General features: G+C 67.4%; 21 protein-coding genes and 2 pseudogenes. 13 read left to right on the plus strand and 10 right to left on the minus strand.

Features of this window, described 5'->3' with window-relative positions; translation table 11 throughout:
• Positions 1-93 precede the first annotated feature (93 nt).
• Positions 94-906 carry an IS5 family transposase gene (locus tag ACFYZB_RS45400; protein WP_388767788.1) on the minus strand — a complete coding sequence of 271 codons (813 nt, stop codon included), beginning with the start codon at positions 904-906 and terminating at the stop codon, positions 94-96.
• Positions 907-1,566: 660 nt separating this feature from the next.
• On the opposite strand from ACFYZB_RS45400, the gene ACFYZB_RS45405 reads away from it, so the two are divergent.
• The 3 genes and pseudogenes from ACFYZB_RS45405 to ACFYZB_RS45415 all read left to right on the plus strand — a co-directional run bounded on the left by ACFYZB_RS45405 (position 1,567) and on the right by ACFYZB_RS45415 (position 3,606).
• Positions 1,567-1,983, plus strand: a complete 417-nt coding sequence (locus ACFYZB_RS45405; RefSeq protein WP_388767790.1) for a hypothetical protein — start codon at positions 1,567-1,569, stop codon at positions 1,981-1,983.
• A gap of 75 nt (positions 1,984-2,058) precedes the next feature.
• Positions 2,059-2,842 (plus strand): annotated as a pseudogene (locus tag ACFYZB_RS45410) (transposase).
• 71 nt (positions 2,843-2,913) lie between these two features.
• Entirely contained in the window at positions 2,914-3,606 is a 693-nt protein-coding gene (locus ACFYZB_RS45415) for a transposase family protein (RefSeq protein WP_388767827.1), read from the plus strand.
• A gap of 207 nt (positions 3,607-3,813) precedes the next feature.
• Here the strand turns inward: ACFYZB_RS45415 and ACFYZB_RS45420 are convergent, their stop codons facing one another.
• Both ACFYZB_RS45420 and ACFYZB_RS45425 read right to left on the minus strand, forming a co-directional pair.
• A complete protein-coding gene (locus ACFYZB_RS45420) occupies positions 3,814-5,295 on the minus strand; it encodes an MFS transporter (RefSeq protein ID WP_388767792.1) in 1,482 nt (493 codons plus the stop codon).
• A gap of 127 nt (positions 5,296-5,422) precedes the next feature.
• A complete protein-coding gene (locus tag ACFYZB_RS45425) occupies positions 5,423-5,902 on the minus strand; it encodes a MerR family transcriptional regulator (protein ID WP_153546466.1) in 480 nt (159 codons plus the stop codon).
• A gap of 406 nt (positions 5,903-6,308) precedes the next feature.
• Between ACFYZB_RS45425 and ACFYZB_RS45430 the strand changes: the two genes are divergently transcribed.
• Complete coding sequence (locus ACFYZB_RS45430; RefSeq protein ID WP_388767795.1) at positions 6,309-7,451, plus strand: PP2C family protein-serine/threonine phosphatase; 1,143 nt, start codon at positions 6,309-6,311, stop codon at positions 7,449-7,451.
• Between the two features lie 863 nt (positions 7,452-8,314).
• Here the strand turns inward: ACFYZB_RS45430 and ACFYZB_RS45435 are convergent.
• Positions 8,315-8,461 carry a hypothetical protein gene (locus tag ACFYZB_RS45435; protein ID WP_388767797.1) on the minus strand — a complete coding sequence of 49 codons (147 nt, stop codon included), beginning with the start codon at positions 8,459-8,461 and terminating at the stop codon, positions 8,315-8,317.
• 231 nt (positions 8,462-8,692) lie between these two features.
• Here ACFYZB_RS45435 and ACFYZB_RS45440 point away from each other — a divergent pair, with 231 nt between their 5' ends.
• The gene (locus ACFYZB_RS45440) at positions 8,693-9,610 is read left to right on the plus strand and encodes an NADP-dependent oxidoreductase (protein ID WP_388767799.1); all 918 of its coding nucleotides are present in this window, start codon (positions 8,693-8,695) and stop codon (positions 9,608-9,610) included.
• A 522-nt stretch (positions 9,611-10,132) separates the two neighbouring features.
• Positions 10,133-10,390, plus strand: coding sequence for a PAS domain-containing protein (locus ACFYZB_RS45445; RefSeq protein ID WP_388767829.1), 258 nt, complete (start codon positions 10,133-10,135; stop codon positions 10,388-10,390).
• Between the two features lie 653 nt (positions 10,391-11,043).
• On the opposite strand, the gene ACFYZB_RS45450 is transcribed toward ACFYZB_RS45445, so the two are convergent.
• Positions 11,044-11,697 carry a TetR/AcrR family transcriptional regulator gene (locus ACFYZB_RS45450; RefSeq protein WP_388767801.1) on the minus strand — a complete coding sequence of 218 codons (654 nt, stop codon included), beginning with the start codon at positions 11,695-11,697 and terminating at the stop codon, positions 11,044-11,046.
• A gap of 143 nt (positions 11,698-11,840) precedes the next feature.
• On the opposite strand from ACFYZB_RS45450, the gene ACFYZB_RS45455 reads away from it, so the two are divergent.
• The 5 genes from ACFYZB_RS45455 (at position 11,841) to ACFYZB_RS45475 (ending at position 16,340) form a co-directional block, all read left to right on the plus strand.
• Positions 11,841-12,389, plus strand: a complete 549-nt coding sequence (locus ACFYZB_RS45455) for a carboxymuconolactone decarboxylase family protein (RefSeq protein WP_388767803.1) — start codon at positions 11,841-11,843, stop codon at positions 12,387-12,389.
• A 76-nt stretch (positions 12,390-12,465) separates the two neighbouring features.
• Positions 12,466-13,374: an NADP-dependent oxidoreductase gene (locus tag ACFYZB_RS45460; protein ID WP_388767805.1), complete on the plus strand. Its 909-nt coding sequence runs from the start codon at positions 12,466-12,468 to the stop codon at positions 13,372-13,374.
• 278 nt (positions 13,375-13,652) lie between these two features.
• Positions 13,653-14,117: a pyridoxamine 5'-phosphate oxidase family protein gene (locus ACFYZB_RS45465; protein ID WP_388767807.1), complete on the plus strand. Its 465-nt coding sequence runs from the start codon at positions 13,653-13,655 to the stop codon at positions 14,115-14,117.
• A 215-nt stretch (positions 14,118-14,332) separates the two neighbouring features.
• The gene (locus tag ACFYZB_RS45470) at positions 14,333-14,761 is read left to right on the plus strand and encodes a hypothetical protein (protein ID WP_388767809.1); all 429 of its coding nucleotides are present in this window, start codon (positions 14,333-14,335) and stop codon (positions 14,759-14,761) included.
• A 115-nt stretch (positions 14,762-14,876) separates the two neighbouring features.
• Positions 14,877-16,340 carry a dihydrolipoyl dehydrogenase family protein gene (locus tag ACFYZB_RS45475; protein WP_388767811.1) on the plus strand — a complete coding sequence of 488 codons (1,464 nt, stop codon included), beginning with the start codon at positions 14,877-14,879 and terminating at the stop codon, positions 16,338-16,340.
• A gap of 396 nt (positions 16,341-16,736) precedes the next feature.
• Here ACFYZB_RS45475 and ACFYZB_RS45480 read toward each other — a convergent pair whose 3' ends face one another.
• The 5 genes and pseudogenes from ACFYZB_RS45480 to ACFYZB_RS45500 form a co-directional block, all read right to left on the minus strand.
• Positions 16,737-17,411, minus strand: coding sequence for a hypothetical protein (locus ACFYZB_RS45480; protein ID WP_388767813.1), 675 nt, complete (start codon positions 17,409-17,411; stop codon positions 16,737-16,739).
• 206 nt (positions 17,412-17,617) lie between these two features.
• On the minus strand, positions 17,618-17,908 hold the full coding sequence (locus ACFYZB_RS45485; RefSeq protein WP_388767815.1) for a DUF6510 family protein: 291 nt from the start codon (positions 17,906-17,908) through the stop codon (positions 17,618-17,620).
• A gap of 10 nt (positions 17,909-17,918) precedes the next feature.
• Complete coding sequence (locus ACFYZB_RS45490) at positions 17,919-18,638, minus strand: FAD-binding oxidoreductase (protein WP_388767818.1); 720 nt, start codon at positions 18,636-18,638, stop codon at positions 17,919-17,921.
• A 10-nt stretch (positions 18,639-18,648) separates the two neighbouring features.
• Positions 18,649-19,242, minus strand: coding sequence for a molybdopterin-dependent oxidoreductase (locus tag ACFYZB_RS45495; protein ID WP_388767820.1), 594 nt, complete (start codon positions 19,240-19,242; stop codon positions 18,649-18,651).
• An 88-nt stretch (positions 19,243-19,330) separates the two neighbouring features.
• Positions 19,331-19,462 (minus strand): annotated as a pseudogene (locus ACFYZB_RS45500) (RNA polymerase subunit sigma-24); the annotation flags it as partial.
• Positions 19,463-19,842: 380 nt separating this feature from the next.
• On the opposite strand from ACFYZB_RS45500, the gene ACFYZB_RS45505 reads away from it, so the two are divergent.
• Together ACFYZB_RS45505 and ACFYZB_RS45510 are read left to right on the plus strand one after the other, a co-directional pair.
• Entirely contained in the window at positions 19,843-21,171 is a 1,329-nt protein-coding gene (locus ACFYZB_RS45505) for a PP2C family protein-serine/threonine phosphatase (RefSeq protein ID WP_388767822.1), read from the plus strand.
• Positions 21,104-23,047 carry a hypothetical protein gene (locus ACFYZB_RS45510; RefSeq protein ID WP_388767824.1) on the plus strand — a complete coding sequence of 648 codons (1,944 nt, stop codon included), beginning with the start codon at positions 21,104-21,106 and terminating at the stop codon, positions 23,045-23,047. Before ACFYZB_RS45505 ends, ACFYZB_RS45510 begins: the two co-directional genes overlap by 68 nt.
• The last annotated feature ends 404 nt before the right edge of the window (positions 23,048-23,451 follow it).

Below are 23,451 nucleotides of genomic sequence, written 5' to 3' on the forward strand. Positions count from 1 at the left end.
AGGCCCTGCCTGCATGCGCCGCTTCTGCCGCGATCACCCGATCAGGACCCCTGTTCGACCAGACAAGCCCGTTGATTGGTAAGCGGAAGCCTTCTAACACACTGAGCTGAGTTGCCGGTAGGTGATCAGGCAGCAGGCGAGTTTGAGGAACGCCTCGTGGATGTCAGCCCGTCGTTCCCATCGGATCCGTACACGTCGGAAGCCGTGCAACCACGCGAAGCTCCGCTCGATCACCCAGCGGTAGGTGCCCAGCCCTGTGCCGTGGCGTGCACCGCGGCGGGCGATCGCGGGCACGATGCCTCGTTCGCGGACGCGGTCGCGGTAGACGTCGTGGTCGTAGCCGCGGTCGGCGAACAGCGAGTCGAACTTTCGGCGGGGGCGGCCGACCCGGCCGCGGACCGGCGGAATCGCGTCGAGCAGAGGCAGCAGCTGAGTGACGTCGTTCCGGTTGCCGCCGGTCAGCAGGACCGCGAGCGGGGTGTCGTGCTCGTCGGTAATCAGATGGTGTTTCGAGCCTGCCCGGCCTCTGTCGACCGGTGACGGGCCCGTGTGCCGCCCCCGTTTCAGGGCCCTGATGTGGGAGGAGTCGACGACACATCGAGACCAGTCCAACTTCGAAGCCGCGTTGAGTTCAGCGAGCAAGACCTCGTGCAGCCTCTGCCAGACTCCAGCCTCGTTCCAGTCCCTCAGCCGCCGCCAGCAGGTCATGCCCGAACCGAAGCCCAGCTCCTTCGGCAGGTACTCCCACTGGATGCCGGTGTGCAGCACATACAGAATGCCGCACAGTACCTCCCGGTCCGGCAGAGGTTTGCGGCCCGGATACCGGAACCGCCGCTCCCTCCTCGGCAACAGCGGTTCGATCCGCTCCCACAGTTCATCCGACACGACCCGTGGCGACGCCCCCATGACCTGGACAACCGGTGAACGTCGCCATGGGACACGACGATCGGTTCGGATAGCATCGGCCTCCTCTTCACGCTACCCGACCAGGCGGGGCTTGTCCTTCCGGCGACGCTGCGGCCCAGCCGAGGAGCTGACTCCGAGGCGGGCCCAGGCTTTCGGGCTCTCCGAACGCTCCGCTCTCGGTGGGCGCTGGACTTCGTCGGGCCAGATTGCCGTCGCAATGTCGTGGTCGACCGCCCGGATGATGTCCATCTCGGTTGCCTCCCGCATCAGGTGCCGCACACACCGCAGTTCTGCTGTGTTGTTCGGGCAGTCCGTCGACGCAGATGTCCTGGTCACGTGATCCTGTGTTTCCCACACGCTCTCCGGACACTGAGGTCTTTCAGCGCGGCCACTGATCGGGTGACGGCGTAGGTATCCGCAACGGACAAGGCTCCCGTGCCGTTGAGGGAGGTGTTCGACGTCTCAACTCGCTGGCGCAGGAGCCTTGTTGGTTCTCTATCCTGCCGCACTCGACCTGCCTCATGCCCTGAGGCCTGTCCCGCTATTCGCGTCCACACCCTTCGTGTGGTTCAGCGACACTGTCCGAGCGGCCGGCTGGCCAGATCGGGCACCAGGAATTCGGTTGGGCCCGCCCGCGGACGATGCGTACCCTGTCGGACCATGTGCTACCACGCGTTCAACGGCGCCTTCCGGCACTACGTGTGCATCGCGTGCCGGCTCTCCTTCAAAGGCAGCACATGGCCAATCCGGAAGCGCATCTGTCCTGGCTGTCGTGAACAGCTCGTCTTCGCCGGCTACGACTTCGCCGCGCCCCGGCGACGCGACGCGAAGGCATGGTCCGTCGTTGCGACCGTGCTCGCGGAGGGGCTGACCTACGATCACCGCCCTGGCTGCGGTTGCTCGCGGCTCCCCTCCTTCCGACCCAGGACCCGAGCTCAGGTGCGTGTCCGGCGCCGCGCAGCCGAGCGGCTGGGCCTTCCTCTGTCGGTGACCCTCGTTCGCCGCGACGCCTTCACCTCGGAGAGCCGGGACGAGCAACCGCCCTCTCCGTCCGCCGCGAAGCGTGATACGACCTGAGCGTTGCGTCGACGCGGCATGCCGCGCTGGCCATGTGAGCGGTCAGGGCCCGGTCCGCCCTGAGAAGATCCCGCTGTGGCTAGCGTCATCACGGCAGCGGAACCGTCCTGGATACCCCCGTTCACTGGGCTGCGCTCGCTGACTTCCGAAAGCTGGTCACGCTGTTGCGCCGAGAAGGCGCCGATCGGACTCGCCGAGGGCATCCCTGGTCACTGCCGCTGGAAGATCGGGTGCTCCTGGTCGCCGCGTACTGGCGGACCAACCTGACGTTGCGGCAGCTCGCCCCGCTGTTCGGCATCTCCAAGTCGTCTGCCGACCGGATCATCGACCACACCGGGCCGCTACTGGCGCTCAAGCAGCGGCAGCGCTTCCACGCCGGCACCGTGCTCATCGTCGACGGCACGCTGGTGCCTACTCGCGATCACAGCATCGCCGAGCGGTCCAAGAACCACAGGTACTCGACCAACCACCAAGTGGTCGTCGACGCTGACACACGGCTGGTCGTCGTGGACGGCTGGTCGTCGTGGTCGGACGGCCAGTGCCGGGCAACCAAAACGACTGCAAGGCGTGGGCAGAATCGGGTGCGAGGGCAGCCGTCGGCAGGACCACGACCATCGCCGACGGCGGCTACCAGGGCACCGACCTGGTGGTCCCGCATCGCCGGCCTGCGGGCGGCGAACTGTGCGGATGGAAGCAGGAGCACAACCGCTCCCACAAGCAAGTCAGGGCCCGCGTCGAGCACGTCTTCGCCCGCATGAAGGCTTGGAAGGTCCTTCGCGACTGCCGACTCAAGGGCGACGGAGTCCACTACGCGATCCTGGGGATCGCCCACCTGCACAACCTTCGCCAGGCCCGCTGATCGGACGGCCGCCCGGCTATCACGAGCACACAAGATCAATTGCGGGACAGCCCTTGGTCGAGTGGGTCACCATGCTGATCGTCACCCGCGAGGGTGACCGCCGCTGCAAGCTCCCACCGCACCAGCGTGCTCTGGTCGGTCTGGTGTACCTGCGCCAGCACATCACTCTCGCGCAGCTTGCGGCCGGCTTCGGAATCTCGATCGGCACCGCCCACGCCTACACGGCCGCGGTGATCGGTCTGCTCGTCGATCGCGCGCCCGGCCTCCTGCGCGCGTTGCGCGAAGCCGACCCGGACTACGTCCTGTTGGACGGCACCCTTGCCGAGTGCGACCGGGTCGGCGACAGCCGCGCAGACTACTCCCACAAGCACCGCCGGCACGGAGTGAACATGCAGGTGGTGACCGACCCGGCGGGGCGGCTGCTGTGGATCTCGCCTGCACTACCCGGCCGCGCTCACGACCTGACGGCGGCCCGCACCCACCGGATCATCCGGATCTGTGAGCGCCAAGGCGTCCCGATCCTCGCCGACAGGGCCTACATGGGCGCCGGCCCGTGGGTGACAACATCCCTCAGACGCCCGCCGGGCCGAGAACTCACACCGACCCAGCAAACCATCAACCGTGCGCTGTCCGCGGCGCGGGCACCGGTCGAGCGCGGCGTGGCACGACTGAAGTCCTGGCGCATCTTCCGCAGATCAAGGTGCAGCCCGAACCGAATGACGTCAATCGCCGCGGCCGTCCTCACCCTGGAGCGGCAGCGCTGAAAGACCTCACTGAGCATGGACAGACAGCGCCGTGTCCCGTTGGGCATCAGGCCCTCCCGTTCTGGGGAGGGCGTGTGGGGCCGGCTGACGGCGCCCCACCGGGGTTGCCGGGCCGCCCCTTGCTTTGCGGTCGCTTGATTATGGCAGGCGACGGTCCTGGTGGCCTGAGTGCTGGGTGGGTCCGGGCGGCCGAAGTGGGATGGTCGGTCAGGAACGGGTGGATGCGGGTTGGGGGCTGGGTCCGGGGATGGATGGTTCAACCGGTGTGTCCGCGCGGCGAGGCGTGCGGATCACGAGGGCCGCGAGCAGCCCGGCGATTGCGGTGATGCCGGCCGCGACGGCCATGGCCACGTTGTAGCCGGAGGTCAGGGCCTGTGGCAGGGCGTCGTGGGTGAGCGAGGCGGTCACGGTGCCGGCGGTGCCGGAGATGACGGCCAGTCCGAGTGCGCCGCCCGCCTGCTGTGAGGTGGCGATCAGGCCAGAGGTGACACCGGCGAAGCGCTGAGGGGTGCCGGCGGTGGCGGCGGCGTACATGGGGGCGAAGCTCATGCCGTAGCCCAGCGGCATCACCAGCAGTCCTGGCAGCACGTGGACGGCGTAACTGCCGTGGACGGGAAGGAAGCTGACCCACAGCATGCCGATGATGACGAGGACGGGCCCCATGATCAGGAAGCGGCGGAAGCCGAAGCGGCGGACCAGGCCCGCCATCCGGGTGGAGACCAGGCCCAGGATGACAGGGAAGGGCAGGAATGCCAGCCCTGTGCGGATGGCGCTGTAGTGCTCGATGTCCTGCATGTACAGGGTGAGCAGGAAGAACATGCCCAGGTTGCCGGCGAAGACCGTTGCCATCATGCCGTTGGCGCCCGAGACGTTGCGGATCGTGAAGATCCCGAGGTCCACCAGTGGATCGGCGGCACGGCGCTCGTTGAAAACGAAGGCGGCGAGCAGGATCACACAGGCCGCGAAACAGATGAGGGTGAGCGGGTTGGCCCAGCCCCACTCGGGCGCCTGGCTGAAGGCGAAGACGCCCGCCATTAGCCCGGCGGTGGCCAGTACCGCGCCGGGAGCATCCGGAAGGCCCCTGCGGTCCCGGCTTCCGGGTCGGTGGTCGGGGACGAGGCGGGGTACGAGCGCGAGGACGATCACCCCGACAGGGACGTTGATGAAGAAGTTCCAGCGCCAGCCGTACTGGGTGAGTACGCCGCCCAGGAGGAGGCCGACGGCTGCTCCGCCGGTGGCGACCATGGACCAGAAGCCCAGTGCACGGGAGCGCTCGTGCCCTTCAGGGAACTGGGTCAGGACCGTGGACAAGGCAGCGGGGGACATCACGGCGGCGGCCAGGCCCTGCAGTCCGCGCAGCACGATGAGCAGCGGCACAGAGGAGTTCACTCCGATCAGGAGCGAGACCACGGTGAAGCCCGCCATCCCCATGAGCAGCGTGCGGCGCCGGTCGAGCAGGTCGGCCAGTCGCCCGCCCAGCAGCAGGAAGCCGCCGAATGCCAGGACGTAGGCGGTGACGACCCACTGGATGGTGCTGTCACCGAAGTCCAGATCGCGCTTGATGACCGGCAGGGCGACATTGATGATCGCGGTGTCCAGCACCACCATGAACTGCGCGGTCGCCACCAGGGCGAACACCTTCCAGGGCCCGGTCGGGCGCCCGACCCGGTCCGCTTTTGTTATGCGCATGACAGTATCCTTGAACGGCTTCCGGCAGCGGGGCGCGGAAGCGGGTGGTCGGGAATCAGGCAGGGCGGTCGAGAGCCTGCCGATGGAGGGGTTCGCAGCGGCCGGACCGGGTCCCGGACGCCAAAGGTCAGCTCAACTGCTCACCGAGAAGTTGACCTTGGGCCTCCAGGCGTTCGGCCTCGGCGTCGTCACCGGCCTGGACGGCACGCCAGTAGCCGACCCGGTTGTCGATGTAGTGCTTGCGGGCGGCCAGGCGCCGCATCTCCTCCTCCAGCGCCTCGCCGTGGGCAGCGAGCATCCCGATCTTCATGGCGACGGTCTCGGGCGCGTGCCCGCGCGCCGCCATCAGCGCACGCATCTCCTCGATCGCCAGCCCCGCAGCCCGCAGGTGCGCCAGCGATTCGATGCGGGCCAGGTCGGTACGGGTGTAGGCGCGATGGCCGCTGGAGGCGTCCCGGGCGATGGGGTCGATCAAGCCGATCTTCTCGTAGTACCGCAGCGTCCAGCCGCTCAGCCCGGTGATCCGGGAGACCTCCTGAACGCTCAGGACCCTGTCCGTCGCGGACTCCTCGGTGTGCCGCCCTCGGAGTGCTCGTGCCTCGTTCATGATTCGAGTATCGATAACTTGGAGCGCTCCAAGTCAAGCGCGGAGCACCACGAGGTTGGCAGAGCAGGGATCACATCTGTCGACGGACCCCGTCCCGGTGTGCTCGGCGCCCAGTGACATCGCTCTCCGTGGCAGCGCAGGAAACCGGAGGAACGCCTTCACGGTGTCGAGGGCCGAAGCAGGGTCACGTAGAGGTCTGTCATCCTTGCGGTGCACCATCCGGAATATCCCTGTTGTTCACGCGGTTGACACCTCGAACAACGTGGATCGCGGATCCAGGAAACGCAGACGGCACTTCATGCCCGCAGCCGTCCACTCTGGCAGAACGGAAAATGCCCGGTCGGGTGGCTGATGCGGCTCGTGCACGACAGGCCGTGATCCCCGGCACCATGCATGGGAGCAAGACGTGAGCGCTGCGACCACCGCGAAGGCGAACAGGACCCTGCAGGCCTGGTGGCGGGCAGCACCGCGCCCGCTCTGGGTGGTCACCCCGCTGCTCCTGATCATCTGCATTCCGGTGGCCGACGCGTTCCTTCCGCCTGACATCCACCTCGCCCATCTGCTGGTCGTCGCCACCGCGGTGACCGCCATCGGCACCGGCCCGCGGCCCACGGCACTGATCGGTGCTCTCTCCGTGCTCGCGTTGATCGCCGCCGGGGCGGAGCGCCGGGTCCTGAGCACCGAGAACGTGCTGGTGGAACTAGGCTCCCTCACCGCGCTCTGCATGCTCCTGGTTGCCTTCACCCATCTGCGGGACCGGTACCAGCGGGAACTCGTCCGGGCGCGGACCGTCTCCGACACGGCCCAGCGGGTCGTCCTGCGCCCGCTCCCGGAACAGGCCGGAGCAGTGTCGCTCGCAGCGGAGTATCACAGCGCCGATGCCGACACCTACGTCGGCGGCGACCTCTACGCCGCGGCCCGTACCTCCCACTCCACCCGGCTGATCATCGGAGACGTCCGCGGCAAGGGCTTCGCCTCGATCAGCGACACGGCGATCGTGCTGGGCGCCTTCCGTGCCGCGGCCCACCGTCAGCTCCCGCTGACGGAACTGGTCGCCTACGTGGAGGATGCGGTCTCCTGGGGCCTCGCGGAGTTCTCGGAATCCGACCCCGACGCCGCCGAACGCTTCGTGACCGCCGTGGTGCTCGACATCCCGGACGACGAACCCGTGGTCCACATGATCAGCTGCGGGCATCCGCCGCCCCTGCTGCTGCGCCATGCGGCCGAGACCCCCACGGCTCTCCATGTGTCCCAACCCGCCCCACCACTCGGCCTCGGCGCCATCTCGCAGACCGAGTACACGGCGGCGACCTTCCCCTTCCAGGACGGGGACAGGATCCTGCTCTACACCGACGGTGTCACCGAGACGCGCGACAGCGAGGGGACCTTCTACCCGCTCGCCGAACGCGTACAGAGGTGGGCCGAACGCGCCCCAGGGCCGCTCCTGCGGGAGATCACCGCCGACGTTCGGGCGTACGCGGGCGGGCTGCTCAACGACGACTTGGCCATGATGGTCGTACAGCGGGACCGGGTACCGGCGCCCGCCTGACGGGAGTCGAGAAGCTCCGCTCAGCCGGCCGGAGCGTCGTCAGTACAGACCGTCGGTCACGATCGGTGGCTGCCGCACCCGCGGCCGGCCGCGCGAGGGGGGCCTTGACGATCGCTGCCCCTGTTCATGCCGTTCGGCACCGGCGCCCATGGTCGTCCGTGACATCGCCGGCCTGCACGCCGCGCACGACGGCACCGGCAGCTACCTCCAGGACATGCAGGCGTCGGGGGCGTCCCGGACGCCGGTGACCTCGGGCCCGGGCTGACCCACGAGATCCGCGGTCTGCGGGCCTGGCTTCCCCTGCACCTGCACGGGGTGGACGCCTTCCGCGGGGCTCTGGACGAGAATCTCGACCTGGCCGAACGCGTCCGCGACACGCTGTCCGGCGTCGCGGAGCGTCTTCGAGGGTGGCGACGTCGGTGTGCTTACTGCCCTCAACATGGGTGGGCCAGGCCGGAAACCTTCGCCCGCACGGCTGCACTTCCGAATGCCGCAAACCAGTTCGCCTGGCAGTGGTGCCACCATCACCGGGACGCGGCCGCGACGACCTAAGCGGGTCGAAACATCCAGAGATATCCCTTAGGGTGCTGAACAGTTCACCGCGCTGCTGAACTATATGCTGAACTCTTTTCTGCGCTGCTGAACTCTTTTGTGCTGTTCAACACCGTGTCGGACGATGAAAAAGAGTTCAGTGCCCGAGGCTATGACCTGGGTAGTGAAGTCTTTTCTGCGCAGCCGAGACCGAGTAAGTGCGCACTAATCTGTTCAGTGCGCAGACCCTGTTGCGCGTCTCCCCGGCCACCCTGGCCGACCAAGCCCGTGGGGGACAAACCACCCGGAAGACACGAGCGCTGATCGCATGGTCAGTGGTGGACGCTGATGGCTGTCAGGTACAGGGCGCAGGCTCTGCCGGTGGCGCTGCCGCCGACCAGGCGGGCAGTCGCGGTGTGGGTGCCGACGCGCCAGGCGGTGAAGGCGGCGGCGCTACCGATGTGCAGGGCCGCCGACAATTCCTGCTCTTGTACGTCGCCCCGGGAGTGGACTCGTACAAGGCCACAGCATCGGCCTTGAACTCGTCCGAGTAGTCCTTCATCGCCATCGGCGGTCTTGCGCTTGTTCCTCGACGCCTTCGTGCCCCACTCCCTATAGATCAGCGTGGTAAGAGGCCGAGGGCTGGCGCCGCTATTACTGTCGAACCGAGAAGGCCGTGCAGGCGTGGACTGGATGCAGAGAGGCGCCGGATGAAGGCGATTGTGGTGACGGATCAGGCTGCGGGAACGGCCGGTATGACGCTGGCGGAGCGGCCCGAGCCGCAGGCAGCGTTGAACGATGTCGTCGTTGAGGTTCATGCGTCGGGATTCACTCCGGGTGAGCTGACGTGGCCCTCGACCTGGACCGATCGCTTCGGCCGCGACCGGACCCCGTCGATTCCCGGGCAAGAGCTGGCCGGAGTGGTCACCGCTCTCGGCTATGGCACGACGGGGCTGTCGGTGGGACAGCGGGTGTTCGGCCTCGCGGACGGGCATAGGGGCGGCACCCTGGCGGAGTATGTGGCGATCGAGGCGCGTAACCTCGCGCCGCTGCCGGCCGACGTCGACTTCACAGTGGGCGCGAGTCTGGCGATGCCGGGCCTGACCGCATGGCAGGGGCTGTTCGAGCACGGCCGCCTTCAGGCGGGGCAGAGCGTCCTCGTGCATGGCGCGGCCGGCGCAGTCGGGGCGGTGGTTACGCAGCTCGCACGAGAGGCCGGCGCCTACGTCATCGGCACCGGACGTACCGCGGATCGAAAGACGGCGCTCGACTTCGGCGCGCGGGAGTTCGTCGACCTCGAGAACGACGCCCTGGAAGACGTCGGCGGAGTCAATCTGGTGTTCGATGTCATCGGCGGAGACATCGGGAACCGGTCCGCAGGCGTGATCCATGCCGGAGGAACGTTGGTGTCCATCGCCGGCCCGCCTGAGGTGCGTCCAGCGGACGGCCTGGCCATCGATTTCGTTGTCGTGCCCGATCGTGCCCAACTGGGTGAGCTCGTCCAGCGGGTGCGGGACGGACGGCTGCGGACGAACATCGGCAACGTCTCGACCCTCGATGACGCTGTTGCGGCCTTCAATCCGACCGAGCGGATCACCGGGAAGACGATCATCAGCGTTCGTCCGTGAGCGACACGCGCCCATCGATGCACGCCGCCGACCGGCGCTGTCCAGATCGGCCGGCTGCGTTTTCCGGTGACAGCGGCCGATACCGGAGCTCGTGGCAGATCTTTGCGACCCGATCGGCCAGTGCCTGACCGATGCTGCGGACTGAGGATTACATGCCCGGTGGCGCGGCCGACGCGCCACCGCGCGACACAAGCGGCACAAGACGTGTCGAGAAATCCGAAAAATGACGGCCTGGAACATACACCCGGCCGGAACGCTGGATTCAGGTGCCGTCTGCATCGCGATACGCATGCGCGTTACATCCCACGCTGTCCGGGCGAGCCGGTCGAGGCACCGTCCTGGAGCGCGTCGAGGTTGATGATCGCATCGCTCCACCACTGCAGCGCACGGAATGATTCCGACACAGCGGCAGCCTCCCTACAGGTAGCCTGCTGGCGGCTGGTGTCCTGCTTTGCGCCCTGTCGCATGCCGCTGCTGGTGGACGCGACCTGCTCTGCGGCACATACGGACGAACTTCTTCAGATGGATACACCGTCGGCTCTTTTGACCCTGGACGGTGTCATCCGCTCCCTCAACGCTGCGATAGCCACTCAACTGGGCAGGCCGTGGGCACAGTGCGTGGGTCACGGCTTCGTTGATCTCCTCCCCGAGGACCAGCGCATGTCGGCTGAGGGCCTGCTGACACACGGGGCCACGACGAAGAGGCTGCGATGCGTGTGCGGGAGTTTCCGGGCACGAGCACCGCATGTGTGGTCTGCCTCGTCGAGGCGCGAGCGGTGACGGATTCCTCGAGCGGCGAGCGGCTTGTGTGGGTGCATTCGTTGGACGCGGGACACGACCTCGGCGGTCTGTTGATCCCATTCCAGCTTGCGGCGAAGGCTGCCGACCTCGGCCTCTGCATGTGTTCCCCCGATGAGCACCAGGTGGAGTGGCTGGGTGGCGCACCCGCCCTGGCCGCGCTCTTCCCGCAGGCGTCGGTGCCCCGGTCCGAGATGATCAGGCGAGTGCACCCTGATGACCGGAAGGACGTGCAGCGGCTTGTGCGCCCGGCCGCCGCCCAGTCGCCGTGGATCAGGTCGCGATTCCTCACCGAGCACGATGGGAGGCGTGTTCTCGCAGGCCAGGTCCGTCGGATCCAGTTGGGATACGGCCGACCCGAACGGGCGTTCGCGGTGATCCGCGACGACACCCAGTCCGAGGCACGCCGCCAAGAGACGCTGGCCGAGGCGAACGCGGAGCGGGAGCGCGCCGACGGGATGACCGCGTTCTCCTCCGCCCTGTTCAGCGCCGCCACCGAGCAGGAACTGCAGCAGGTTGTCCTGGCCCGGCTCGCTGCGGCCGTCGGAGGTTCCTGCGCCCTCTTGGCACTCGTCGACGATGGTCGATTGCGGGTCTACTCGGATTTTCGATGGGCCGTCTCAGACCGTCGCCAGCTAGCGAACCTGCAGTACGTCGACTTCGGGAGACCTCACGAAGGTCTGCACGTAGTCGATGGCTGCCTGCAACGCGTCCTTCAGCGGGGTGATGTCCCGAGCGACCTGAGCGAGGAGGCTGCCGCCTTGGAATGCGGAGAGAAGCAGATTGGCCAGCTGCGTCGGATCCGCGTCAGTGCTGATGCGGCCGAGTTGCTGCATGTGCTGGAGCCCGTCGCGGAAGATGTCCCGCCACTGATCGAACGCCCTCGCGAGCTCATCGTGAACGTCGAGGTCAGTCTTGATGATCTCGCTCGCGAGGGAGCCAAGGCTGCAGCCTTCCTGGTAGGCGCGCTCGTAGCCGACGTAGAAATCCGCCCACTCCCGAAATGCGTCGAGATCATTGAAGGAGGCGAATCGCTCGCTGCGATGGAATGCGAGGACGCGATCGGCCTGCCAGGCGATGACTGCCAGGACGAGACTCTCCTTGGTCGGGAAGTAGTGGTTGAGCTGTGACCCACTGACGCCGGCTGCGCGACGGAGCTGCTCGTTGTTCGTCGCGTGGACACCCTTCGTGTAGATGAGTTCCGCGGCATGCTCCAGGATCCGGGTACGCGTCGCCTGGCCCTTGTCCGTGAGCTTGCGCGGCACCCGAGCTCGTGTCGTGGCTTCCATACGTCGCACGATACCGCAGAGTGGGCTTGACAGCCCAGTCCTGGGCGATGTTAGCTCTGAGAAGTGGGCTGCCAAGCCCAAAAAGTGTTCGGCCCGACCTGGGCTCGGCGACTGCTCGCACGCCTACCGGAGGTTGATTTGCTATGGCACGACTGAACGTTCCCTCTTCCGACGATGTCCCCGCGGGAGCGCAAGGCATCCTCGACAACATTGGCGCACAGCTCGGCTTCGTCCCGAACATGTTCAAGACCATCGCGTCGAACCCGACCGTTCTTGACGCCGTCGTGACGCTGCAGAGCACCATGAGTCGCGTTCTGGACGCGAAGACGCGGCACACCATCGCGCTCGCGGTCTCGGAGGCCAACGGTTGCGGTTACTGCCTGGCGATTCACACGTACGTATCGTCCGAACTCAGCGGAATGTCGAGCGACGACATCGACCTGGCTCGCGCCGGGAGCTCCGTCGACCCCAAGCGCGCCGCAGCCGCTCGCTTCGCTCAACGGGTGGTCGAGAGCCGCGGGCGAGTCAGCGACGCAGACCTCGCGGCTGTGCGCGGCGCGGGCTACAGCGACCCGCAGATCTTGGCGATCGTCACGGTCGCAGTGCAGGTCCTGCTGACCAATTTTCTCAACAACGTCAACCAGACCGACATCGACATCCCCTCCGCCAGCTCGGTCGGTACGCCCAGCTGAGCATCGAAACCCAAGAATGAAGATATGGCGGCCGGCCTGTACCTACCGTCGGCCGGAGCGACTGAAAGGGAAAACCATGAAGGCAAGCGGAGTGTCCGGACCCGATGCGGACGTCGTCCTCCTGGAGGTGCCTGAGCCGTCGGCTCCTGGTGCTGGTCAGCTTCTGCTGGAGGTGGAGGCGGCCGGTGTCGGTCCGTGGGATCGGTTGCTGAACGGTGCGGGCTGGGATGTGGGGCTGCGTCCGCCGGCGGCGCTGGGTGTAGAGGGCGTGGGCCGGGTTGTGGCTGTGGGTCCTGATGTCGAGCGTTTCGCTGTGGGTGACCGGGTGCTTGCGCATGAGGCGCCGTTGCCCGGTGGCAGTGGCTTCTGGGCTGAGCGGGTGCTGATCACTGCGGCCAGTGCTGCGATCTGCCCGGCGGGGCTGGATCCGGTGCAGGCGGGGGCGCTGCCGGTTGCCGGGCTCACGGCGTACCAGTCGCTGGAGGCGCTGGGGCTCAGCCAGGGGCAACGGCTTCTGATCACCAATGGTGGTGGGGCGACCGGTGTGCTGGCGTTGCAGATTGCTGCTGCTCGGGGGATCGAGGTGACGGTGACGGCGTCCGCTTCGGCTGCTGAGCGCCTGCGTGGTCTGGGTGCGTTGGCGGTCGTCGACTACCACGACTCGGATTGGGCGGGTCGGGTTCGTGGTGGTTTCGATGGCGCGCTGATCGCTGCTGCTGGTACGGCGCAGGCCGCGCTGTCGCTGGTACGAGACGATGGGCGTCTGGTGTCGCTGACCTCGGACGCGCCAGAGGGAGAGCGTGGTATCACCAGCACGGACCTCTACGTCCGGCCTGATGCCGCTCAGCTAGCCCATCTGGCGGAGGCGGTCGTGGAAGGGAAGCTGAAGCAGCACGTGGAAGCGCTCCCGTTGAATGAGGGGCCGGCCGCTTTCGCCCGGGTGTCCGCCGGGCAGGCCGGCGGCAAGAAGATCGTGCTCACCTGAGCACATCCACGACGGGGTGTCTCCCGGTCCTGACGCCGCCTCATGGCACCCGCCGGACACGGGACGGCCGCGTGCGCGGCCGTACCCACCAGGCGCGGCGCACATCAGGCGGTCGGCCCGGGGGCGTCCAACGCGATCGGGAAGCCCGCGCGACAGCGCAGAGCGAGCGCCGGGGCATCGGCCGGACCAGGCCATCGGCCTGTTGTGGCACTCGAAAGAGGCTGCGTCGTGACGGCGAGGTCGGAGCACGCAGACGTGTTAGGAAAGGTTGGCGAGCGATGGGAATGATCACTGAGGACATGCGGCAGATCGTCACCAGCGCCAAGCTGGCGTTCGTTGCGACGGTCTGCGAGGACGGCTCTCCGAACCTCTCCCCGAAGGGGTCCGTACGCGTCTACGACGACGATCACCTGGTATTCATGAACATGGCCTCGCCCAATACGGTGGAGAACCTGCGGCACAATCCGCGGGTTGAGGTCAACGTGATCGACTTCCTGCTCCGGCGGGGGTACCGCTTCAAGGGAACAGCCGAGATCCGCGGGGAAGGCGACCCGGTGTACGACTGGTCCCGCCAGTGGGTGCTGAACACCCACGGCGATCCCATCCATCCGTGCCACGAGGCCGTACTGATCAGGGTGGACCGGGTGCTGCGGGTGGACTCTCCCGCGTACACGTTCGGCCACGCGAACGAGGATGACCTGAAGCATGAGTGGGCCGCCAACTACGGCGTGGCATACCTTTGATGCGACATCGGGCCATCTGTCCCGGAGGGCCGGCCGCAGACCGTGGTCTGCGCCGGCCGGCCGCCGAAGTACGAGCGTCCGCTGAAGGGCTCGGCGGTGGACGCGGTCAGGGTGCAGATCCGCAAGCTTTTGCGGGAGACGCCGACGATGCCGGCGACGGTGATTGTGGAGCGGATCGGCTGGCAGCGGGGCAGACGATCCTCAAGGAACGTGTTGTGGGTGAGCTCGGACCGGCGTGTTCGCCGGTGGTCCCGGTGTCCCGGACGACGTATCGGCCGGGCGAGCCGGCCCAGGTCCCGGTCGGGGAACGGCTGGCGATTGCCAGCGCGGAGTACAACAATTGCACCTGCTGTCCCTCCGCCCACACCTGCATAGGGGCATACGGCGCCGGGGGATTTGAGTGTGCCCGCCACGCGGAGTCCGCCGACCAGCACGCCGCCGCAGTTCCGGACCTGTCCGAGGCCATTGCCCGCTGCCACATCGGTGAGACGCAGCTCAGGGCTGCCCGGGCCGTGGGCATCACCGACGCCGAGATCGCCGAGGTCGCGGGCAATCCGGTGTTGAACATCCTTACGAACTACTTCAACGTCCTCGCCGATACCGACATCGAATGGCCGGTCGTCACCCCGCACACCGACGCCTGACCCACGCGCCCTGGCCCGGTAGGGGAGCCCCCGGCCAGGCCCGACCCACCAGGCCCGACGGGCAGCACCGCCGCCTCGACCGTCGTCAGGCCCTCCCAGGAATGCGAGAAAGAACATGAGCGAATCGCACGAAGCCCAGACAGGAGTGCCTTACGACGTGGTCGTGCTGGGCGCAGGCCCGGCCGGTGCGAACGTCGCCGACCGCGCCCGTGCCGCCGGCCTCTCCGTAGCGGTCGTGGAACGGGAACTGGTCGGCGGTGACTGCGCGTACTGGGCGTGCGTGCCCAGTAAGGCGCTGCTGCGGCCGGTCATCGCGCTCGCCGACGCGCGGCGCGTGGACGGTGCCCGGCAGGTTGTCACCGGTCGGGTCGACACCGATGGCGTCTTCGCCCGTCGCAACCGCTCTGTCTCCGATTGGGACGACACCAGACAGGCTTTGTTCCTCAAGTCCATCGGAGCCGACCTCTTCCGTGGCCACGGCCGTCTCGACGGGCCGCGACGCGTCAGCGTCACCCGTGACGACGGCGCCCGGCAGACCCTCACGGCTCGGCACGCGGTGGCCATCGCCACCGGCAGCCGACCGGCGTTGCCCGACATCCCGGGCATCGCCGAGGCGCGTCCCTGGACGAGCCGGCAGGGCACCGAATCCAGCACCGTGCCCACTCGCCTCGCCATCATCGGCGGCGGCGGAGTCGGCATCGAGATGGCCACCCTCTGGCAGGGCCTCGGCTCCCAGGTCACCCTGCTCGCCCGGCGCCGCCTGATCCCCCGCATGGAACCCTTCGCCGGCGAACTGGTCGCTCAGGGATTGAGCGAGGCGGGCGCGGATGTGCGGATCGGCGTCCAGGTGACCGCCGTGCGCCGCCCGGACCCGCAGGGGCCGGTCACCCTCACCCTCGACGACGGCGGCGAGCTGGAGGCCGACGAGGTCTTGTGCGCCACCGGCCGCACGCCCGCCACGGACGACATCGGCCTGGACACGGTCGGCCTCACCCCCGGCTCCTGGCTCGATGTGGACACCACCTGCCTGGTACAGGGCGCCGACGGCGAGTGGCTGTACGCCCTCGGCGACGTCAACCACCGCGCCCTGCTCACCCATCAGGGCAAATACCAAGCCCGGACCGCAGGCGACGCCATCGGCGCCCGTGCCGCCGGCCGCCCGCTCGACGACACGCCCTGGGGCGACCACGCCACCACCGCCGACCAGCACGCCGTACCCCAGGTCTTCTTCAGCGACCCCGAGGCGGCCGCGGTAGGGCTGAGCGCCGAGCAGGCGGAGCGCGCCGGGTACCGCGTCAAGACCGTCGACCTTGACTTCAACGCTGCCCAGGGCGCCAACCTCTACGCCGACGGCTACCAGGGCCACGCCCGGCTGGTCGTCGACCTTGACCGGGAAGTGCTCCTCGGAGTGACCTTCGTCGGCCCCGGCGTCAGCGAGCTCCTGCACTCGGCGACTATCGCGGTCGCCGGCGAGATCCCGCTCAAGCGGCTCAGGCACGCGATCGCTCCCTTCCCCACGGTCAGCGAGATCTGGCTGTTCCTCCTCGCCGCCTACCAGCGCGATCAGGAGACGACGTAGACCACCGCCACCTGACACCCCGCCTGCCCACTCCGGCCCCCCGCCGCGGCCGCACGCACGGCACTGACCCCACCCGGCAACGCGACCTACTGATTTTCCCAATGAGCAGTGCGCATCGTGAAGTTGCTGGTCGCGGGTCTGGTGTGCGCGGGGTTCGCGATACTCGGGCTGGTCGCGGGCGGCTGTGGCCGAGGCATGGGCGAGGAAGGTCGAGCGGCTTGCCGGGGCCCGTTCCTGGACCGTGACCGAGCAGCGTGGTCTCCACCACCGCCTCGCGCGCCTTGGCAGCCGACCAGCACCTCGAGCCGCTGGTCACGTGCCTGACCGCCCCGTACGGTCGGCGCTTCGATCTGCGGGACGCCGACCATGCGGCCGACTACCCGGGCTCAGGCCGCCTCAACCCGCCGACCGTCGTGCTTCGTCACTGGGGAAGCGTGGCCGATAGCTGCGGGAGACCTCGTGCACCTTGCGGAGGCCAAGGAACCCGAGGACGACCGCGGTCAGGATGGCGATGGCGGAGGCGACCAGGTTCCGCAGGGTGTCCCCGGCGCCGGCGGCCTCGCAGACGACCGCGGCCAATACGCCGGTGACGACGGAGTTGATGACGCAGACGACCACAGGTGAGCCGGACAGCCAGTGCGTCACCCCGAGCCGGCGGCGGAAGCTGTAGGTCGTCCAGATCCCTGGCGGGTCGTCGTGGTGGCTCGCGATGAAGTACGGCTCAAGCTCCGGTGCGAGCTCGACGTATGCGTGCCGCAGCCGGTTCATGCCGATGATCAGCCAGGTGTCCTCGATGTCCGCCTCGATCAGGCGGAAGTACGTCCCGAACCCGACGAGCAGGACAACTGGCAGCACCAGCAACGCGAACGTCGTGAATCCGGACCCGAACCGGGTCGCGTTGGCCACCAGCGAGAGCGCCACCACCGCGGCCGACAGCACCGTCAGATACGTCCCGGTGCGGCTGAAGATCTCCTGCCACGTCATGTTCCGCGTCGCCAGCAAACTCCAGTGCTCGGTCGCCAGAAATTGCGCATGCGGCGTCCCGGCATCAACACCCTTGAGCTCTCTCATCCCCCGAGTGTGACCTCAGTCGTCGAAGAGTTTGAAAGGGCCCGCCGGTGCTGTCAGCAGTGAGTGCGACGAAGAGCTTGCCACGGGGGAGGTCATCGGTTGAGATGCGCGGGCCGGATACGGCCGGGAAGCACGCCCATCCCGCGACCACAACCGGCACGTTCGCCGGGTATGGCCTCTCGGTCGTCATGCGGCGGAGCAGGGGGTCACGGCAGTTGCAAGGTACGGATCGACATCAGCGTGAGCTGTAGCCCGCGGGGTCGGTCGACGAGCAGCGCCTCGCACTCCGAGCACGCTGGGCAGCGCACCACCATGCCGGGACAGCGCAGGTAGACCCGGGTCTCGGCGACGCGGTGCCGATCGCCGCACGCGGCGCACTCCAGGACGATGGTGCTTGCCTCCCGGCCCAGGACCAGCGACAACGCTCCGGCGACGGCGTTGCCGTCCACGTGGCCGTCCTCTGGATGCACCGAGAGGGGGTCTTCCTCTGCGTTCACGTCGGGGCTCCTATCCGAACCTCTCTGTCCTCAACAGATCAGTGTCCGCGCCGGCGTCGGTCAGTGCGCGGGCAGTGTCCTCCACGAATGTGGTCGGGCCGCACACGTAAACCCGCAGCCGCGGCTCGCGAACGCCACCGGAACCAAGCAGCGCACTCAGCTGATCGGCTCTCAGTCGGCCGTACTCGAATCCCGGCGCCCGTTCCCGGGTGAGCCGAACGGTGGTCTCCGGCCCGCTGGGACTGCTCAGCTCGTCGCCGAAGATGACCCGATCGGCCGTACGCGCGGAGTACACCAGTCGCACGGGGGTGCCGTGAGCGCGGGCGGCACGCCAGATCGCGCGCATCGGCGCGATGCCGGAGCCGCCGGCCACCAGGAGCAGCGGTGCGTCGTCGTCGGGCTCCCACACGAAGTAGCCCCCTACCGGTCCCCTGACCTCCAGGACATCACCGTCAGTGGCGATGTCGACCAGGTACGGGGACACCTCGCCGTCGTCCACGCGTTCCACGGTGATCTGCGGCGCCTCGTGGGGCGCGGAGGACAGTGAGTAGCTGCGGGTGGCCTGGTACCCGTCCTCGGCGGTGAGCCGGACGTCGATGTGCTGGCCGGCCACATGGCCCGGCCAGTCGGCGACGGTGAACCGGATGCTGCGCGCGGAGGCGGTTTCACGGGTTGTACCGGCGACGGTGACGGTTCGCCAGCCTTGGACAGGTCGCAGTCGCGGTGGCATGGCTGATCGGTCAGCTCCCGTAGTAACGCTGCTCAAGGAACGGGTCACCGCGGTGGTGGTAGCCAGCGGTTTCCCAGAATCCCAGCTCGTCTTCGGGCATCACACGGATCCCGCGCAGCCACTTGGCGGACTTCCACAGATACAGGTGCGGCACCAGCAGCCGGACCGGCCCGCCGTGCTCGGCGGGGATGGGACCGCCCTCGTAGCCCACCGCAACGATCGCGTCGCGGTCCACCAGATCCTCGACCAGGAGATTCGTGGTGTAGCCGCCGTAGGAGGACACCAGCGCGTAGGGCTCGTCGGCCACCCCCGCGTCCTCCAGCAGGGCCGCCACCGGAACACCCTGCCAGGTCGTCCTCAGCTTGGACCAGTGCGTGACACAATGGATATCAGTCGTCAGGTCCACTACGCCCAGACCGCGAAGCGATTCCCATGCGTAGGTCCTCTCCGTGGTCCCGTCGGTGACCACCAGCTCCCACGCCCGGTTCGGTACATGCTGGGTCGGCCCCGCCGTGAGCACGGGGAAGTCGTCGGTGACGTACTGGCCCGGAGGGACCGCGCCTTCCGCGCGTCGAGGACGGCCTGTGAATCCCCGCGTAACCATGAGCCACACACCACCCTTCGTATTGGAAGGGTAACCGGATGTGACTATTCGCGCCCGACGTGGTTGGCGCCCGGTCACTGCCGTGTGCGGCGATCACCCGGTCCGGGGCGCTGAACACGATGCCCGCGCCGCCGTTGATCCCGACGAGCTCGGCGCGCATGTCGGCGGGCTGAACACCCTGGTAGGTGACCCTGCCGATGGCCGCGAACCGCGAGGCAACGCGTCGTGGCTGAGGCGGTCGGCTCCGCCCGCTCGGTACCGTGCACCACGAGGGACGGCGGGTCAGTCGTCACCCCAGCCGCGGAACGTCCCTGCCCAGCGGAGACTCGCCCTGATCAAGCACGGCCGGCATCCACAACGCTTGTGACCTGCCACACATGACCCCGCATGCCCGCATATGTCCGTTTTAATTGATAGAACCATCAGAACCGAGGATATGATCCCTTAGAGACGGAGCAGCACATGGCATTCACGTTCCGCGACCCTGCGTGTACGGCTCCAGGTTGCGTGCAGGAGCCACACCTGATGCATCACCGAGCCAGGCCGTCACTCGTTCACTCGCGCACCTGCCCGCAACCACGATCCGTGATGACAGTCGCCTTGCTGCTCATTCTGGTGATCACACTCATCGATCTTCAGGTGCCCGGCGCAGTTCATCTCGGCGACTTGCTGATCACGGTGCCTGTACTCACTTCCTGGTACGCGAGCTCCCGGGTGACCTCACTTGTCGCCATCGTGACCGTGTCGGCTTTGATGGCCATCTTCCTGGTCCGCCAATCGGTGAACCCGCCACAGGCGGCTGCCCTCCTTGCGACCTCGGTGGCCGTCGTGATCGCCCGGTACCTGACGGAACACGGACAGCGAAAGCTGGTCCAGTTGCGCGCAGTCGCCGAGGCCGCGCAACGCGCCATACTGCCTCCCCTCCCCCACCGACTCGGCCCCCTTCGCCTGGCCTCGACGTACCTGGCGGCAGAGGATGAAGCACGCATCGGCGGAGATCTCTACGCCGCCGTGCGCACGCCCACGGGGACACGGTTGATCATCGGCGATGTTCGAGGTAAGGGCCTGGCGGCGGTCGGCATCGCTGCCCACACCATCAGCACGTTCCGCGACGCCGCCCGCCGGCTGACCACGCTGCCGGAACTCGCCGCCTACCTGGATTCAAGTGTCCGCAGCAACGCATCCGAAGCAGTGAGCCCCGAACAGACCGAAGAGGCGTTCGTCACCGCCACTCTCGTCGAAATCACCGACGCCGAGCCCCTCGTGCGGAGCGTCACCTGCGGACACCCCCCACCGCTACTCCTACGAGCGCACGACGTCGTGACCCTGGAACCCGGCCAACCCGCGCCCCCGCTGGGACTGGGCGCATTGACGCAAACCACCTACCACCTCGACACCTTCGCCCTACGCGCCAAAGACACCCTCCTCCTCTACACCGACGGTGCCATCGAAGCCCGCAATACCGACGGCGAGTTCTACCCGCTCGCCAAACGACTCACCCACCACAACCACCGCCATCCCAAGGCACTCCTCAACCACCTCCGCGGCGACCTTCTCAACCACGTCGGCGGCCGACTCGACGACGACGCCGCCTTGATCGCCATCGAATATCAACCCGCTGACGGCATAGCGCCATCGGCTGACCAATCGACCTGTGATGAGTGCGGCGTCTCGATGTCCTTCGATATGCGGTCACGCAGCACTGCTGACCTGGAGGAACGACGGGTCCCAGGCCGGCCCCGTGTCGGTCGGCTCATGCCGCCACCTCCCTCCCTGTATGGGCAGTCATGTGCATGCTCTAGATTGCTCGCACCAACAGTGCAGTTCAGGGGGGCACGTGAAGAGAGTGCGGCTTGGCGTCGTGACGGCGTTGGTGCTGCTCGCGGCAAATCTGGTGGTGGCCGGGTCCGCGGCAGCCGTGGAGGATGACACCGGCACGGTGCTCCCCATGGCCGGCTTCGACAGCTTGATAGTCGATACAGTGCATGATCGGCTCTTTCTCAGCGGTGGCAGCACCGACAACAAAATCCTCGTCACGGACCTGTCCGGTACTGCGATCGGCGAGATCGCAGACGAGCCGAGTGCAACCACCCTGGCGCTGTCGCCGGACAGCAGCACTCTGTATGCGCTGCTGCCGGGCCAGGGCGCGATCTCAGCCATCGACACGACAACGCTCTCGGAAGTCGCCCGCTACGACACTGGCGGGCAGGCCGGAACTGCAGACCGTCCCGTCCCTACCTCGCTCGCATTCAGCGCGGGGAGAATCTGGTTCACCTATACGCAAGGTGACAGCGGTGGGCTCGGCTCTCTCGATCCCGCAGATCCGGCCGCGCCGGCCGCCCGCACAGAACTGGGTCAGGGATACACCGTGCAGTCGAGCCCGAAAGCGCCGGGCACCCTGGCGGCGTCCTTCAAGGTGGCCGGTCAGCCGGAGCTCGACGTCCTCGATGTCACCACTGGCACGCCCCGGATCACGGCGCATGCCCCCGGCGTCTGGTCATCCCGCCTCGTGATCACGCCCGACGGCCAGGGGGTGGCCACCGACGTCAACGGCGTCCTGCGACTCACCGACCTCTCGAGAGATACCGATTACAGCTCCTTCCCCCGGGGTTGGTCGTTGGATGGCTTCGCATTCGCTCCAGACGGGACCATGGCCGTGGAGGGCTGGGACGGCACGGGTAGTTTGGTTCACGAGAGTGTCGTGACCGAACAGCCCCAAGGCACGCAGAGGCTGCGGACCTACGATTTCCCGGACTTCCAGTCCACCGGAATCACGGTGCAGGACATTGCATGGACTCCCGACGGTTCCCGGCTGTTGTCGGTAATCGACACCATGGGCACACTGCGGCTGCACGAGCTACTGCGGCCGCGAGCAGCCCAAACCTCGATGGGCATTACATACCCCAACTTGATCCTCAACACGGGAACCGCCCTCCCCGAGAGCGGCGGCGTGAGCAGCGCACTCCCCTTCTCGGCCGGCGCCGTGATCCACATCAGCCGCGCGGACGCGGCACATCCCAGCGGTGTCGTGCTTCCCGACGCACCCCTCACATCCGACGGCCGCTTCACCTTCCGGGACACGCCGCCCGGTACAGGGACGTACACCTATCACGTGCGATATTCCGGCGACGCTGACCACCTGCCGTCGGACACCACCGCGACGATACGCGTGGCCAAGGTGCTCAGCATTGGCACCGACGCCGGCAGCTACACCTACGGCGCCACCGCGAAGGTCACTGCGCACCTGAGCGTGGGCTTCACGGGTGGCAAGGTCTCCCTTTATGCTCAGCCTGCTGGCGCCACCAAGCAGTTGCTGAAATCGGGCACCGTCGATTCTTCCGGCAACCTCGCCGTGAGCTACAAGGCCACCAGAGCCACGACGTTCACCGCGGTGTTTGCCAGCAGCTTCAACTACTTCGCCACCACCGTCACCAAATCTGTGGGCGTCCACGCATCGGTTCATGGTTCGCTGAGCGGCTACTACACGACCGCGCTTTACGGGAGCACGTCGTATCCGGTCTACCACCACACCGCGAAGCAGAAGTACACGGTGAGCGTCGCCCCCGCCAAGCCGGGAGCATGCCTGCGGCTGCTCGTGCAGCACTACTACTCCAGATCCTGGCACACCTCGAAGGACCTGAGCTGCGTTCGCCTGAGTGCGACCAGCAGCTTGACCTACTCGTTCTCCTACACCGGGCCGGTCGGCGACCGGTTCCGTGTCAGGGCGGAGTCCAATCCGCAGGACACCGATACAGCCAACTTGCCCACGTGGAGCAGCTGGGGATACTTCATGATTCGCACCTAGTGCCCGCCCCTACCCGTACGCCCGCTCTTGCAGCTCCGGCACCGCAGCGATGCGGTGCCGGAGCTGCCGTCTATTGCAGGAGCAATTGTCATTCCTGAAGGGGCGGAGTGTGTCAAGCGGGGTATTTCCGATGGTTGTCGGTGGTTCTGGGCAGCGTTGACCGGCTCGCCGTCGGTCGGATGGTGACGGCGGGTGGGATGGGGCTGCTCGTCGGACATGCGGTTATGGGGGTCGTTGTTCTCCAGCCCTTGATGGGGTGACGGCAGGACCGTGCTCGGCTGCCGGTCATTCCTTCGCGGCGCCGGGCCACATGGAGCGATGCGACGTGCGACAGGCGGGGTCAATCAAAACCGCGACCACGCCGTGCAGGGGGTCAGACAAATTACCCGACGACGCGCCTGCCG

Source organism: Streptomyces sp. NPDC001852, assembly GCF_042891825.1.
Taxonomy (GTDB): domain Bacteria; phylum Actinomycetota; class Actinomycetes; order Streptomycetales; family Streptomycetaceae; genus Streptomyces.